The organism is Streptomyces corynorhini, from assembly GCF_003346515.1.
Taxonomy (GTDB): Bacteria; Actinomycetota; Actinomycetes; order Streptomycetales; family Streptomycetaceae; genus Streptomyces; species Streptomyces corynorhini.
Map to the genome: position 1 here is coordinate 42,216 of NZ_QQNA01000035.1, position 12,573 is coordinate 54,788.

Genomic DNA, 12,573 nt, shown 5'->3' on the forward strand with positions numbered 1-12,573 from the left:
CGTGGCCACCGGTGCTCAGAGCGCGGCCAGGGCCTTGAGGTACTCGTCCGGGTCCCGGGCGTCCGGCAGATCGTTGACGACGCGCCAGCGCACGACGCCGGCCTTGTCGACGAGGAAGGTCCCGCGCACCGCGCACCCCTTCTCCTCGTCGAAGACGCCGTAGGCGCGCGAGACCTCGCCGTGCGGCCAGAAGTCCGACAGCAGCGGGTACTCCAGCCCCTCCTGTTCGCCGAAGACGCGCAGGGTGTGGATGGAGTCGTTGGAGACGGCGAGGAGCTGGGTGTCGTCGTTGACGAACGCGGACAGCCGGTCGCGCAGAGCGCTCAGCTCGCCGGTACAGACGCCCGTGAAGGCGAAGGGGTAGAAGACCAGCACGACGTTCCTGGCCTCTCCCGGTGCGCGCAGGTCGGACAGCCGCACGGTCCGTCCGTGGTTGTCCTTGAGGGTGAAGTCGGGGGCGGCGGCGCCCACCTCGATCGCCATGCGGGCACGTCCTTCCCGGGTGCGGCTCGGCTGTCGCCGTCCACCCTAACGACCCGGCGCGCGCTCCATCGGGCAGCCGGGCCCGACGACCTGGCGCGGCTGCCCGCTGCCGGGCGGGCTCCGTGTCGCGCACCGGGCCGTCAGCCACAGGGCCCCCACCGACGGAGATCGGCAGGGGCCCTCAAGGCTGCGTGCTGGGCCGGGGGCGTGGGCCCCGGGCCGCTGCGTCTTGCGCGCTCGTAGCGGCGCTCGGAGTCAGCGCTTGGACTTCGCCGCCTTGGGCGTGACGAGCCGGCTGCCGGCCCAGTCCTTGGCGACGCTGGCGCTCTTGGTCTGGGACAGACCCGCCGTCTGGGACGCCTCGTTGATGTCGCTCGGTTCGACGTAGCCGTCACGGCCCGTCTTGGGCGTCAGCAGCCAGATCACGCCGCCGTCCTCGATCAAACCGATGGCGTCCACCAGCGCGTCCGTAAGGTCGCCGTCCTCGTCACGGAACCAGAGCAGGACGGCGTCGGCCACGTCCTCATAGTCCTCGTCGACGAGCTCCTGGCCGATGATGGCCTCGATGGACTCGCGGAGCTCCTGCTCGACGTCGTCGTCGTAGCCGATCTCCTGGACCACCTGTCCGGGTTCGAACCCAAGCCTCGCGGCAAGGTTGGTCCGTTCCTCCGCGTGGTCCGCGGTCGCGCTCACGGATTGCCTCCTGATCATGTTTTGGAAAAATGCTTCGGCCGCGCGCGTACGCGGGGCATTGGCCGTAGTCCACACGGGCGGAGCGGATCGCGCAAGTACCCGGCCACAGAGACCGCCGAAACTGTGACGATCCGGGCGCCTTCGTCGCATCTCCTGCCACTTCGCCCCCATCCGCTGTGGCACAGGCCATACACTTCCTCCTTCTTTGCCATGTTATGCCGTTTCGGTACGTCAATCAGACCCGAACGACCGAACGGAACACATGGTCGGGTTGAGCGTAAGGTTGCGATTTGAACTGGCGCGAGTGTGAGTTACCCCTCGGTAGAGCTGACGTTCTCCGCCGGGGCGGTCCACGATGGACGTGACGTACGTCCCCCTCCCCGAACAGTGAGGAAAAGCGTGGCTTCCGGATCCGATCGCAACCCGATCATCATTGGCGGCCTTCCCAGCCAGGTCCCGGACTTCGATCCCGAAGAGACCCAGGAATGGCTCGACTCGCTCGACGCCGCGGTCGACGAGCGCGGCCGTGAGCGCGCCCGATACCTGATGCTCCGGCTGATCGAGCGCGCACGCGAGAAGCGTGTCGCCGTCCCCGAGATGCGCAGTACGGACTACGTCAACACCATCGCCACCAGGGACGAGCCGTTCTTCCCCGGCAACGAGGAGATCGAGCGCAAGGTCCTCAACGCCACCCGGTGGAACGCCGCCGTGATGGTGTCGCGCGCGCAGCGTCCCGGGATCGGCGTCGGCGGCCACATCGCCACCTTCGCCTCCTCCGCCTCCCTGTACGACGTGGGCTTCAATCACTTCTTCCGGGGCAAGGACGGCGGCGACGGCGGCGACCAGATCTTCTTCCAGGGCCACGCCTCCCCCGGTATCTACGCCCGCGCCTTCCTGCTCGACCGGCTGAGCGAGACACAGCTCGACGCGTTCCGCCAGGAGAAGTCGAAGGCCCCGTACGGGCTGTCCAGCTATCCGCATCCACGGCTGATGCCGGACTTCTGGGAGTTCCCGACGGTCTCGATGGGCCTCGGCCCGCTGGGCGCCATCTACCAGGCGCGGATGAACCGCTATCTGAAGGCGCGCTCCATCGCCGACACCTCCGCTTCGCACGTCTGGGCGTACCTCGGCGACGGTGAGATGGACGAGCCCGAGTCGCTGGGCCAGCTCTCCATCGCCGCCCGCGAGGGCCTGGACAACCTGACCTTCGTGGTGAACTGCAACCTCCAGCGCCTCGACGGCCCGGTGCGCGGCAACGGCAAGATCGTCCAGGAGCTGGAGTCGCAGTTCCGGGGCGCCGGCTGGAACGTCATCAAGCTGGTCTGGGACCGCTCCTGGGACCCGCTGCTCGCACAGGACCGCGACGGGGTGCTGGTCAACCGGCTGAACACCACGCCGGACGGGCAGTTCCAGACGTACGCCACCGAGACCGGCGCCTATATCCGCCGGCACTTCTTCGGCGACGACCAGCGGCTGCGCGCCATGGTCGAGAACATGTCCGACGACCAGATCCTGCATCTGGGCCGCGGCGGTCACGACCACAAGAAGGTCTACGCGGCGTACGCGGCGGCCAAGGCCCACAAGGGCCAGCCGACGGTGATCCTGGCGCAGACGGTCAAGGGCTGGACCCTCGGGCCGAACTTCGAGGGCCGCAACGCGACCCACCAGATGAAGAAGCTCACCGTCGCCGACCTCAAGGGCTTCCGGGACCGGCTGCACCTGCCGATCTCCGACCGGGAGCTGGAGGACGGCGCGCCGCCGTACTACCACCCCGGCAAGGACTCGGAAGAGATCCAGTACATGCACGACCGGCGCAGGTCGCTGGGCGGGTACGTACCGACCCGCGTGGTGCGGGCGAAGCCGCTGACGCTGCCCGGGGACACGGCGTACGCGGCGGTGCGGAAGGGATCGGGGCAGCAGTCGATCGCCACCACGATGGCGTTCGTGCGGCTGCTCAAGGACCTGATGCGGGACAAGGAGATCGGCCGGCGTTTCGTGCTGATCGCCCCGGACGAGTACCGCACCTTCGGGATGGACTCGTTCTTCCCGAGCGCCAAGATCTACAACCCGCTGGGCCAGCAGTACGAGTCCGTCGACCGTGAGCTGCTGCTCGCGTACAAGGAGTCGCCGACCGGGCAGATGCTGCACGACGGCATCTCCGAGGCCGGGTGCACGGCGTCGCTGATCGCGGCGGGCTCCTCGTACGCCACGCACGGCGAGCCGCTGATCCCGGTGTACGTCTTCTACTCCATGTTCGGTTTCCAGCGGACCGGCGATCAGTTCTGGCAGATGGCCGACCAGCTGGCGCGCGGCTTCGTCCTCGGCGCGACCGCCGGGCGTACGACGCTGACCGGCGAGGGCCTCCAGCACGCGGACGGCCACTCCCAGCTGCTGGCCTCGACCAACCCGGCGTGTGTGGCGTACGACCCCGCCTACGGCTTCGAGATCGCGCACATCGTCAAGGACGGTCTGCGCCGGATGTACGGGCCCGACAGCGAGGACGTCTTCTACTACCTGACCGTCTACAACGAGCCGATCCAGCACCCGGCCGAGCCCGCCGATGCCGACGTGGACGGCATCGTCAAGGGCATCCACCTCTTCCGGCGGGGCGAGGCCGGTGCGCTCCCGGCGCAGATCATGGCGTCCGGCGTGGCGGTGCCGTGGGCGGTCGAGGCGCAGCGGATCCTCGCCGAGGAGTGGAACGTCAGGGCGGACGTCTGGTCGGCGACGTCCTGGAACGAGCTGCGCCGGGAGGCCGTGGACGTGGAGCGGCACAACCTGCTGCATCCGGAGGAGGAGCAGCGCGTGCCGTATGTGACGCGCAAACTCTCCGGTGCGCAGGGGCCGTTCGTGGCGGTCTCCGACTGGATGCGCTCCGTTCCCGACCAGATCGCGCGCTGGGTACCGGGGCGGTACCAGTCGCTGGGCGCCGACGGTTTCGGTTTCGCCGACACGCGGGGCGCGGCCCGCAGGTACTTCCACATCGACGCGCAGTCGATCGTGCTCGCGGTGCTGACCGAGCTGGCAGGAGAGGGCAAGGTCGACCGTTCGGCGCTGAAGCAGGCGGTGGACCGCTACCAGCTCCTGGACGCGTCGGCGGCGCACCCGGGCGCGGCGGGCGGCGACGCCTGACAGGGCGAGCAGGAGGGACAGGGCGAGCAGGGGGAGCACAGCAAGCGGAATGAGCGGGGCGAGCAGGGCGCGTAGTGGAGTGCGGGGGCGGTGGGCTCGTGGAGCCGGCCGCCCCCGCTTCCCGTTCCTCACCTCTCCCAGATCTTGAAGGCGCGTACGCGGTAGGGCGAGCGCGGCGTCCAGGTGCCGCCGCCCGGGTCGCCCGGATACGTCTCGAACTGCCCGGTGGTCCCGCATTCGGCGGACTGATAGGTGGTGACGGGCCGCCCGGTGCGGTTGGCCAGGGAGTGGACGGAGACGCCCGCAGGGAGCGGGACGCAGCTGTCGATATCGGTGTCGGACAGCTCGTGCGTATGCCGTACCCCCTTGAAGTCCTCCTGCTCCCAGAGGCACAGCTCGCCGGGGGCGCACTGCCCGAGCCGGGCCGGAGCGGCGTTCGCGGGCGGCTGCGGCAGCAGCGCGGTGAGGGCCAGTGCCCCGACGGCGACGGCCCTCACCGCACCCGACGAGGTGAGCCGTGCGGTGAGCGCCGAGGCCAGGGGCGAGGTCAGCGATGAGGTGAGCGATGAGGTGAGTGTGGACATGAGCCCGGACATGGACGTGGTGCGGCGCATCTCGGATCAACCCCCGTGTCGTACGAAATCGGTCATCCCCACCCTGACCTGCGCAGCGGCACCACCGGAAGGGGGTGGCACCGCCCTCCACCCTGATAGGCGACCGGCCCGCCGGAACCTTTCAGCGGCCCTCGGAGCGGCCTGAGGTTGACGTCGGGTCATCCCCCCGCTGACGTGGCGAGGGCACCCTTCGGCCGCTCGCGACCGCAGGAACGCCGCGATCCGTCAGCGGAACGACATGAACCGCCTTCGCCGCCGGTACGGCATCACCGAGAGTGACCAGAACGCGAAGGCGACTCGGCCGCACTCCCTGCCGAGAAGCACAGGACCGATCTGTTGACCAGGACCCGTTCGGATGAATTTCCACCGACCGTACGAGCAGGCCCGCGCCCTCGCCCCGCGCCCGCCCCCGTGACCCGCCGAAGCCCGCCGCCACAAGGCCGCGGCGGCCCGCGGCGGCCCGCCGCGGCCTTTCCGCGACGCGTCGGAGCGTGCACCGGGGCTGTACGACGGGTTAGGTTACCGGCGCTTTAATCCCGTCCCGCGGGTGATCTCCCTCACCCTCGTCGCGAGGCCCTCCGTGTGCCCTCTAGGCTGGTGGACAGTGAATTCCTTCGAGTCATCCCCCACGCTCAACGCCTGGCGCGCCGTCCTCGCGCTCGCCGTGGTGTTCGTGCTGCTGACGACGACCGGCTGGACCGCCGTGGCGAACCACCGCGGTCCCCGCGAGCCGCTGAAAGTCGCGCTCAGCGCGTGGGAGAAGGGTCGGATAGGCGCACGCCACCTCCCGTCGCCCAGCGCGCCGCCCCGCCTGCTGGCCGCGTTCTTCGCCTCGCTCGACGCCGCGCAGCGCGCCGCCCTGGCCGCGAAGTACCCGCTCGTCGTCGGCAATCTCAACGGCGCCCCGGTCACCCTGCGCTACCAGGCGAACCGGCTGGCGCTGAAGCAGGCGCGCGAGGCCGACGAGGAGCGCGCCCACGACGGCAGACTGTCGAGCGACGGCCGGCTGCTGGCGACCCGGCGCATGCAGCGCTACGAGTCGATGCTCGGCGGCGACCGGCAGATCCTCGCGTTCGACCCGTCGGGCAACGGCCGGGTCGCCGAAGTGCTCGGCGACCTCGACCACGCCGAGCGGGTCTCGGTCGTCGTACCGGGCGTCGACACGAACATGCTGACCTTCGAGAAGTCCGACAACTGGTACACGGCCCCGGCGGGCATGGCCGAGTCCCTGTACGCGGCCGAGCGCGCCGTCTCCCCCCGCACGTCCACGGCGGTCATCGCCTGGGCCGACTACACCTCGCCCGCCGGGCTCGGCATGGACGCGGCGATCGGCAAGCTCGCCGAGGACGGCGCCGTACGGCTCACCGCGCTCACCGCCGCGCTGCCGGGCACGTCGCGGGTCTCCCTCTTCTGCCACAGCTACGGCTCCGTGGTGTGCGGTGTCGCCGCGCGCTCCCTGCCCGCCCGGGTCACCGATGTGGCCGTCGCGGGCAGCCCGGGGATGCGGGTCGGCAACGCGGCGCAGCTGCGCACGGCCGCGCACGTCTGGGCCATGCGGGACGGCGACGACTGGATCCAGGACGTGCCGTATCTCGCGGTGGGCGGCCTCGGCCACGGCGCCGACCCGGTGGCCAGGGGCTTCGGGGCCCGGGTCGTCTCGGCGTACGGAGCCGTCGGGCACACCGGCTACTTCAAGCCGGGCACCGAGAGCCTCGACAACTTCGCGGACATCGGCGTCGCCTCCTACCAGGCGGTGAGCTGCGCCGACGGCGGCGCGGGCTGCCGGAGCGGAATCGCGTCCGACGGCTGACCCGGCGGCCCGCCACCGGCCCCGGGCACCGACGCGCGTAGAAATCCGCGCGCCCGGCCGGGGGACGCCGCAGCGCGCGCCGCCTACGATGAGGCACATGGGTGATGTGCTGACGGGGATCCATGCCACCTGGGAGTTCGAGAGCGACTCCGTGCTCATCCGCTTCGAACGGGGGCTCAGAACACCGAAGCTGTTCCAGGCGCTGGGGGCGCTCGGCGAACGCCGTATCCCCCACGAAGCGCTGGAGTCGGTGACGCTCGCTCCCGGCAAGCGCGGCACGGTGGTGCTGCACGCCGTGCCGCGAGCGGGCGCCGACCCGCTGGCGGAGGCCGCCGCGGGCCAGCTCAGGCAGAGCGTCGACCCGTACCGGCTGGTGCTGCCCGCGGAGCGCGAGCCGCTGGCCGCGTACTTCGCCGACGAGCTGCGCTCGGCGCTGTCCAGGGAGCGGACGCCGGATCGCGAGGAGCCGGCCGAGCGCTATCTGGTGGCCGCGCCCGAGCCTCCGCTGCACTTCAAGGCGTACGACGGCAAGGCGTCCTTCGACGGCGAGCGGGTGCTGTTCCGCTGGTTCAGGACCGGGGCGTCCTCCGCGAAGTGGAAGGCGGGCGACCAGGACATCCCGGTCGCGGACCTCCAGGGGGTCGAGTGGCGCTCCCCCGACCGCCTCGACGGCTATCTGCGGCTGCTGCGCCGCGACGGTACGCCGCCGGTGCCGTCCGCGCCCGGCCGGACCGGCGCTGCCGACGGTACGGACGCGGTCACCCGGCCCGACCACGATCCGGCGGCCGTCGTCTTCGGGCTCGGCTACGGCCCGGTGCACGAGTCGCTGCCGTTCGCGGCGGCCGTCCTGGAGGCGATCCAGGGCAGCACGGCCGGCAGCCGCGCGGCCGTCCCGGTCCTGGCGGCGGCGCGCCGCGACCCGGCGGACGTCGCGGACTCGATCCGGCACCTCGGGGATCTGCACGAGGCGGGGCTGGTGACGGACGAGGAGTTCTCGGCGAAGAAGGCGGAGCTGCTGGCCGAGCTGTGACGCGGCGCCGTGTGTGTGGGACCGGCGGGGCACGTCATACCTCGGTATGACCTCCCCCGCCGGTCCCCGGTATGACGTTTCCGAGCGCCGTGCTCCCTAGGCCGTGGCTGACAAATAGCGCCGTCCGCCCGTAGGGCGGGGCTCGCGGCGTCTGGTGCGTGCGATCGCAAGGCGGAGGATCGCCCGTGTACTGGACGTACTCGGGCGACTCCGACAACGCAGCGAGCGTGCGTGCCAGACGCCGCGAGCCAGGCGGGATTTGTCAGACACGGCCTAGGCTGGACCGGCCATGAATCGTCTCTCTCCCGCCACGCCGACGGCCCTCGCCCGGCCGCTGGCCGCGCTGCGTCTGCTCACCGGCGCCCTCTTCACGCCCGCCCGCTCCACCGAGCCGCTCCTCGCGCACGCGCCCCGGCGGTGGCAGCGCGTCGCTCCGTTCGCCGTCACCCTCGTCTTCGCCACCACGCTGCTGCCGGTCACCGCCACCGTCCTCAGCCAGGTCTACGGGCTCGGCGGCGGCTGGGCGGGGGCGCTGGCCATCAGCCAGGCCGCGCCGCTGGTGCTCGCCGTGACCCGGCCGCTCCAGGCGTGGTGGATCATCTTCGCCTCTGATGTGATCGGCGGCATCCTGCTCCAGAGCGTGGCCGGAGTCGCCGCCGGACGGCCCTGGCCGTGGACGCCGATGGTCATCGTCGGCTACCTGGTGCTGATGATCTGCCTCGGGCTGCGCGAATCGCGCCGTACCCTGCTCGCCGTCTGGCTCGCCACCGGCTTCGCCGGTGCCTTCTTCGCGGTCATCGCGCAGCCCGGCGGGGACGGCGACGGCGGCAACCACGTCCTGCTGACCGTCCTCAGCGGGGCGTTCCTGCTCGTCACCGCCGCCCTGCGCGAACGCGGCGACGCGCAGCGCAGGCTGGCCGAGCAGGAGACCATCAGCGAGGGCGAGCGGGCCCGGCGGACGCTGCTGGAGGAGCGCACCCGGATCGCGCGGGAGCTGCACGACGTCGTGGCGCACCACATGTCGATGATCACCGTGCAGGCGGACTCGGCGCCGTTCCGGATCGAGGGGCTGCCGCCCAGCGCCCAGGAGGAGTTCGCCACGATCGCCGCGAGCGCGCGGGAGTCCCTGACGGAGATGCGGCGGCTGCTCGCCGTGCTCCGCAGCGACGGCGCCGACGCGGAACGAGCGCCGCAGCCCGGCCTCGACCGGGTGCAGCAGCTGGTGGAGGCGACGGTACGGGCCGGGGTACCGGCCGAGTTGTCGCTCCCCGCCGGTCTGGGCCCCGTACCGCCCGCGGTGGACCTGTCCGCGTACCGCATCGTGCAGGAGGCGCTGGCCAACGTGGTGCGGCACGCGGCGGGTGCGCGGACCCGGGTGTCGGTGCTCGCCCAGGACGGCTGGCTGACCGTGCTGATCGTCAACGGCCCTGCCGCCGGTCGCAGTTCGCTGTGGGAGAGCGCGGGGACCGGACACGGGCTGGTGGGGATGCGGGAGCGCGTACGGTTGACGGGCGGCACGCTGGACACCGGGCCGCTGCCCGACGGGGGCTTCCGGGTCGCGGCACGGCTCCCGCTCACCGCCCGGAAGGACGTCCCTTGACCATCCGCGTGATCATCGTCGACGACCAGGCCATGGTGCGCGCGGGGTTCGCCGCGCTGCTCTCCGCGCAGGCCGACATCGATGTGGTCGGTGAGGCTCCCGACGGGCGCGCGGGAGTGGCGGTCAGCCGCTCCGCGCACCCCGATGTGGTGCTGATGGACGTGCGCATGCCGGAGATGGACGGACTGGCCGCCGCCCGGGAGCTGTTGAGCCCGCCGCCCGGAGTGGTCCATCTGCCGAAGGTGCTGATGCTGACCACCTTCGACGTGGACGACTACGTGTACGAGGCGCTGCGCGCAGGCGCGTCCGGGTTCCTCCTCAAGGACGCTCCGCCCGCCGACCTGATCGCGGCGGTACGGATCGTCGCGGCCGGGGAGGCGCTGCTCGCGCCGTCCGTGACCCGGCGGCTGATCGCCGACTTCGCCCAGCAGCGCCCCGCCCCGCGCCGGGAGCGCTCGCAGCGGCTGCGCGGGCTGACGCCGCGCGAGACGGAGGTGCTGGAGCTGATCGCCCGGGGCCTGTCCAACCAGGAGATCGCCGCCCGGCTGGTGGTCGCCGAGCAGACGGTGAAGACCCATATCGGCCGGGTGCTGTCCAAGCTGGGGCTGCGCGACCGGGCGCAGGTCGTGATCTTCGCGTACGAGTCGGGGCTGGTCACGCCGGGCGACGCGACGGCCTGACGCCGTACCGGTCCCCGTACTCGTACCGGTAAGGCTACGCGTCCGGGGACCGGTACCGGTGATACCCCGGTATCACCCGGCAGTTGGCCCCCCGGGGTGACGCCCGGCCGCACACCCTCTTCCTACCTTCCTCCTCACCACCCCGTGGAACGAGCAGGAAGAGGGAGACGGACATGCGCCGTTACGAAAGGACCCTGGCCGCCGCCGTGCTGGCGACGGCCGTGGTCGCGGGAACGGCGGGCTGGGCGTCCGGCGACACGCAGCGCGCGGTGACCGGGCCGCCGCCCGGCAGCGCGGCCTGGCGCGCCGACACCTCGCTCGGCCGGACGCTGCCCGATCCGGCCACCGCGCCGCCCGGCCGGGTGGCCGCGTTCTTCGATGGGCTGACGCAACGTCAGAAAGGCTCCCTGGTACGGCGTCACCCGCTCGTCGTCGGCAATCTCGACGGCGCGCCGGTCGCCCTTCGGTACGCGGCCAACGCGCGGGCGATCCGCGCCGAGCACAGTCCCCGCTACGAACGGCTCGCGGCGCCCGGTCGGCACATCCTCGCCTTCGATCCCCGGGGCCGGGGTCAAGTGGCCGAAGTGTACGGGGACTTGGCGACGGCCCGCCGGGTGTCCGTCGTCGTGCCAGGCGCCGACATCGACGCGGCGAGCTTCGACCGTACGAAGAACCCGTACGGCACGCCCGCCGGTATGGCCGCCGCGCTGCGGGAGGCGACGAACGACCGTACCGCCGTGGTCGCCTGGACCGGTTACACCACCCCGGTCGGGGTCGGTCTGGACGCGGCCACCGGGGATCTCGCGGAGGCGGGGGCCGGACGGCTGGTCCGGTTCACCCGGGGGCTCGCGGCGGTCGGCGCCCACCGGCCGGTGCTGTTCTGCCACAGCTACGGCTCGGTGGTGTGCGGGCTGGCGGCCCACGAGGTGAACGCCTCCGACATCGTGGTGTACGGCTCCCCCGGGATGCGCGCCGCCGATGTGGCGGGGCTGCGGACCGACGCCCGCGTCTGGGCCGCCAAGGACGCGTCCGACTGGATCTCCAAGGTCCCGAACGTCGAGTTCGCCGGGCTCGGCCACGGCGCCGACCCGGCGGGCCCCGGCTTCGGCGCCCGCCGGGTGCCCGCCTCGCTGGCCCGGGGCCACACCGGCTACTTCGCGCCCGGCACCGACTCGCTGCGCGCCTTCGCCGCCATCGCGGAAGGAACGCTCCGATGACGATCGCGATGGCGAAGACGGAGACGGAGACGGAGCCGGCCACGAAGACGGAGACGGCCACGAAGACGGTCACGAAGTTCGCCGCGGTGGCCGGGGCGATCGAGGCGCGCACCCCCGCCCACCGCGACCGCGCGATCGACGGTCTGCGCGCCCTCGCGCTGCTCGCCGTACCCACCGGGCACTGGCTGCTCGGCGGCTTCACGCTCGACGGCGACGGCGCGTTGCACAACGCGAGCCCGCTCGCCGTCTTCGGCGGCCTCGCGCCCGTCAGCTGGGTCCTCCAGATGCTGGGGATCTTCTTCCTGGTCGGCGGGTACGCGTCCGCCCTCTCGTACCGCCGCCGGAAGTCCACGACCGGTGCCTGGCTGCGGCAGCGGCTGGTGCGGCTGGGCAGGCCGGTGCTCGGGGTGACGGCGGTCTGGGCGGTGCTGCTCCCGGCGCTGTACGCGCTGGGCGTGCCCGGCACCACGCTGCGGACCGGCACGACGCTGGTGATCCAGCCGCTCTGGTTCGTCGGCGTGTACGTGGTGGTGACCGCGCTGACCCCCTACTGTGTGCGTACCGCGCGCCGACTGGGCGTCTGGGCGGCGGCCCCGCTGCTGGGGAGCGTCGCGGTGGTGGACTTCCTGCGGTACGGGCCGTACGCGCAGGACGTGCCGTCCTGGCTGAGCGTGCTGAACATCCTGCCGGGCTGGCTCTTCGCGTACCAGCTGGGCGTCGCCTGGGGCGAGGGACGGATCGGCCGGCGCGACGCGCGCGCCCTGCTCGTCGGCGGCGCGCTGCTGTTCGCGGCGCTGCTGGCCCTCTTCCACTACCCGGCGTCGATGGTCGGGGTGCCCGGCGAGGCGCGCACCAACTCCCATCCGCCGTCGCTGCTGGTCCTCGCCCTGGCCGCCGCGCAGAGCGGTGCGGCGATCCTGCTGCGCGACCGGATCGGGGCGCTGCTGCGGCGGCCCGCGCTGTGGGCGCCTGTGGTGGTCGTCAATCTGTCGGCGATGACGATCCTGTGCTGGCACCAGACGGCGATGCTGGCCGCCGCCGTGCCCGGCGCCGCGCTGGGCGGCGCGGTGACCGGGCTGACCACGGCGCCCGACTCGGTGGGCTGGATCGTGGCCCGGCTGGCGTGGCTGCCGCTCTTCGCCGCCCTGCTCGTCCTCATCGGGGGCCGCGCCCGCGCCTTCGACGGGCCGTGGGCGGCGGGCACCCGGGCGGCGCGGGCCCGCCGCGCGGCAGCGGGGCTGCTGGCGGCGGGCTTCGCGGTGTACGTGGTGAATTCCTACTGAGCCGGACCGCCCGGTCCACGCCGCGCCTCGG

General features: G+C 72.3%; 10 protein-coding genes. 7 read left to right on the forward strand and 3 right to left on the reverse strand.

Annotated elements, in window-relative coordinates; all coding sequences use genetic code 11:
- Nucleotides 1–15: 15 nt before the first annotated feature.
- Both DVH02_RS06345 and DVH02_RS06350 read right to left on the reverse strand, forming a co-directional pair.
- Nucleotides 16–483 carry a peroxiredoxin gene (locus DVH02_RS06345; RefSeq protein ID WP_114622698.1) on the reverse strand — a complete coding sequence of 156 codons (468 nt, stop codon included), beginning with the start codon at nt 481–483 and terminating at the stop codon, nt 16–18.
- Nucleotides 484–738: 255 nt separating this feature from the next.
- Nucleotides 739–1,176: a DUF3052 domain-containing protein gene (locus tag DVH02_RS06350; RefSeq protein WP_114622699.1), complete on the reverse strand. Its 438-nt coding sequence runs from the start codon at nt 1,174–1,176 to the stop codon at nt 739–741.
- A gap of 399 nt (nt 1,177–1,575) precedes the next feature.
- Here DVH02_RS06350 and aceE point away from each other — a divergent pair, with 399 nt between their 5' ends.
- Nucleotides 1,576–4,308, forward strand: coding sequence for a pyruvate dehydrogenase (acetyl-transferring), homodimeric type (gene aceE / locus DVH02_RS06360; protein ID WP_114622701.1), 2,733 nt, complete (start codon nt 1,576–1,578; stop codon nt 4,306–4,308).
- Between the two features lie 128 nt (nt 4,309–4,436).
- Here the strand turns inward: aceE and DVH02_RS06365 are convergent, their stop codons facing one another.
- Nucleotides 4,437–4,892: a peptidase inhibitor family I36 protein gene (locus DVH02_RS06365; protein ID WP_407697594.1), complete on the reverse strand. Its 456-nt coding sequence runs from the start codon at nt 4,890–4,892 to the stop codon at nt 4,437–4,439.
- Nucleotides 4,893–5,526: 634 nt separating this feature from the next.
- Between DVH02_RS06365 and DVH02_RS06370 the strand changes: the two genes are divergently transcribed.
- From DVH02_RS06370 to DVH02_RS06400, 6 genes are all read left to right on the forward strand, one after another.
- Nucleotides 5,527–6,732, forward strand: a complete 1,206-nt coding sequence (locus DVH02_RS06370; protein ID WP_114622703.1) for an alpha/beta hydrolase — start codon at nt 5,527–5,529, stop codon at nt 6,730–6,732.
- Nucleotides 6,733–6,829: 97 nt separating this feature from the next.
- Entirely contained in the window at nt 6,830–7,762 is a 933-nt protein-coding gene (locus tag DVH02_RS06375) for a DUF4429 domain-containing protein (RefSeq protein WP_114622704.1), read from the forward strand.
- A gap of 289 nt (nt 7,763–8,051) precedes the next feature.
- Entirely contained in the window at nt 8,052–9,362 is a 1,311-nt protein-coding gene (locus tag DVH02_RS06385) for a sensor histidine kinase (protein ID WP_114622705.1), read from the forward strand.
- Nucleotides 9,359–10,042: a response regulator gene (locus DVH02_RS06390; protein ID WP_114622706.1), complete on the forward strand. Its 684-nt coding sequence runs from the start codon at nt 9,359–9,361 to the stop codon at nt 10,040–10,042. The genes DVH02_RS06385 and DVH02_RS06390 overlap by 4 nt, the downstream gene beginning before the upstream one ends.
- Nucleotides 10,043–10,215: 173 nt before the next feature.
- Nucleotides 10,216–11,259, forward strand: coding sequence for an alpha/beta hydrolase (locus DVH02_RS06395; protein ID WP_114622707.1), 1,044 nt, complete (start codon nt 10,216–10,218; stop codon nt 11,257–11,259).
- Nucleotides 11,256–12,542 (forward strand): acyltransferase family protein, encoded by a 1,287-nt coding sequence (locus tag DVH02_RS06400; protein WP_233518065.1) that lies wholly within the window; start codon nt 11,256–11,258, stop codon nt 12,540–12,542. Before DVH02_RS06395 ends, DVH02_RS06400 begins: the two co-directional genes overlap by 4 nt.
- Nucleotides 12,543–12,573: the final 31 nt, after the last annotated feature.

Excerpts from the sequence above, each read along its gene's own strand:
- DVH02_RS06345 (WP_114622698.1), bottom strand. The coding sequence starts at position 483 with ATGGCGATCGAGGTGGGCGCCGCCGCCCCCGACTTCACCCTCAAGGAC.
- DVH02_RS06365 (WP_407697594.1), bottom strand. The coding sequence starts at position 4,892 with ATGTCCACACTCACCTCATCGCTCACCTCATCGCTGACCTCGCCCCTG.
- DVH02_RS06375 (WP_114622704.1), top strand. The coding sequence starts at position 6,830 with ATGGGTGATGTGCTGACGGGGATCCATGCCACCTGGGAGTTCGAGAGC.
- DVH02_RS06385 (WP_114622705.1), top strand. The coding sequence starts at position 8,052 with ATGAATCGTCTCTCTCCCGCCACGCCGACGGCCCTCGCCCGGCCGCTG.
- DVH02_RS06395 (WP_114622707.1), top strand. The coding sequence starts at position 10,216 with ATGCGCCGTTACGAAAGGACCCTGGCCGCCGCCGTGCTGGCGACGGCC.
- DVH02_RS06400 (WP_233518065.1), top strand. The coding sequence starts at position 11,256 with ATGACGATCGCGATGGCGAAGACGGAGACGGAGACGGAGCCGGCCACG.